This window comes from Kocuria sp. CNJ-770 (assembly GCF_001942375.1).
Classification (GTDB): domain Bacteria; phylum Actinomycetota; class Actinomycetes; order Actinomycetales; family Micrococcaceae; genus Kocuria; species Kocuria oceani.
This window is the reverse complement of record NZ_MKJW01000042.1, coordinates 1,271-2,445: the sequence shown is the minus strand read 5'-3', so window position 1 is coordinate 2,445 and position 1,175 is coordinate 1,271. Positions and strand designations below refer to the sequence as shown.

General features: G+C 64.9%; 1 protein-coding gene. It reads left to right on the top strand.

Translation table 11 applies throughout. From position 1 onward, the window contains the following. Positions 1–743 (top strand): cytochrome c oxidase assembly protein (locus tag BJF77_RS02005; protein WP_139318392.1); only part of this gene is annotated, 743 nt, incomplete at its 5' end. Between the last annotated feature and the right edge of the window lie 432 nt (positions 744–1,175).

The window sequence follows — 1,175 nt, the reverse complement described above, 5'->3', positions numbered from 1 at the left end:
GGGTGGCCGTCTACGGCCTGGTGCTGTTCTCCGCACACATGGTGGAGCACATGATGTTGACGATGGTGGTGCCGATCTTCCTGGTCCTGGGTGCGCCAGTGACGCTGGTACTCAAGGCGCTGGAGCCCCGGCAGGACGGTTCCCGCGGGCCGCGCGAGTGGATCCTGGCCCTGGTGCACTCCACGTTCTCCAAGATCGTGACGCACCCGATCTTCGCCGCGGTGAACTTCGCCGCCTCGATCGTGATCTTCTACTTCACCCCACTGTTCGGGTTCACCCTGCAGTACCACGTGGGGCACGTGTTCATGATCACCCACTTCTTGATCACCGGGTACCTGTTCATGCTCGTGCTGATCGGCACCGACCCGATCCCCTACCGTCCCGGCCACATGATGCGCCTGATTCTGCTGCTGGCCACAATGGTCTACCACGCCTTCGTCGGGGTGGCCCTAATGGGCTCGGACACCCTGCTGCAAGCATGGTGGTTCGCGAACATGGGCCGTGATTGGGGCCGTAGTCCGATCGAGGACCAGCAGTTCGGCGGGGCGCTGATGTGGGGGATCGGGGAGTTCCCCACCGTCGTCGTCGCCGTGGTCGTGGCAATCATGTGGGCGATCGAAGGCAAGAAGGAGAACCGTCGGGTCGACCGAGCGGCGGATCGCACCGATGATGCCGAGCTCAAGGCCTACAACGCGATGATGGCCGGCCTCGCAGAGCGGGACGAGCCCACGAGGCGCCCCTGAGCATCCGGATTTCCCCACCCCCGTACCCCCTGAGCGGAAACGCAGCAGAGCCGCGCAGAAGACAGGCACCACCCATTCGCCAGTGATGCACCCACCGGAGCACGGACCCAGCCCGTCGTTGACCCGTCGTCGACACCGGGGCTGCGGAAATTTTCAGGATGTTTGAGGCCAGCGGGTGTCAGGCGGCGGCTGGTTCTGCGGCCGGTGGTCGGTTGATCCAGGCGTCGGTGGGTTCACCCTGACCTCGAGTGGCGGCTCACGCAGATCTGCCGTTGATCTGATTCGTCCACATTCCTGGCGGCGGGGACCGGAAGTGAGGCAAGAAGGGCGCACCCCTCGGCGAAGAGGATCGGCGCGCCCTTAGCCGAGGAGCACTCCACCGCGCAGTCTGCGGTGCGTGCAGGGTGGTTGTCCCCGACTCTTGACGTTGCC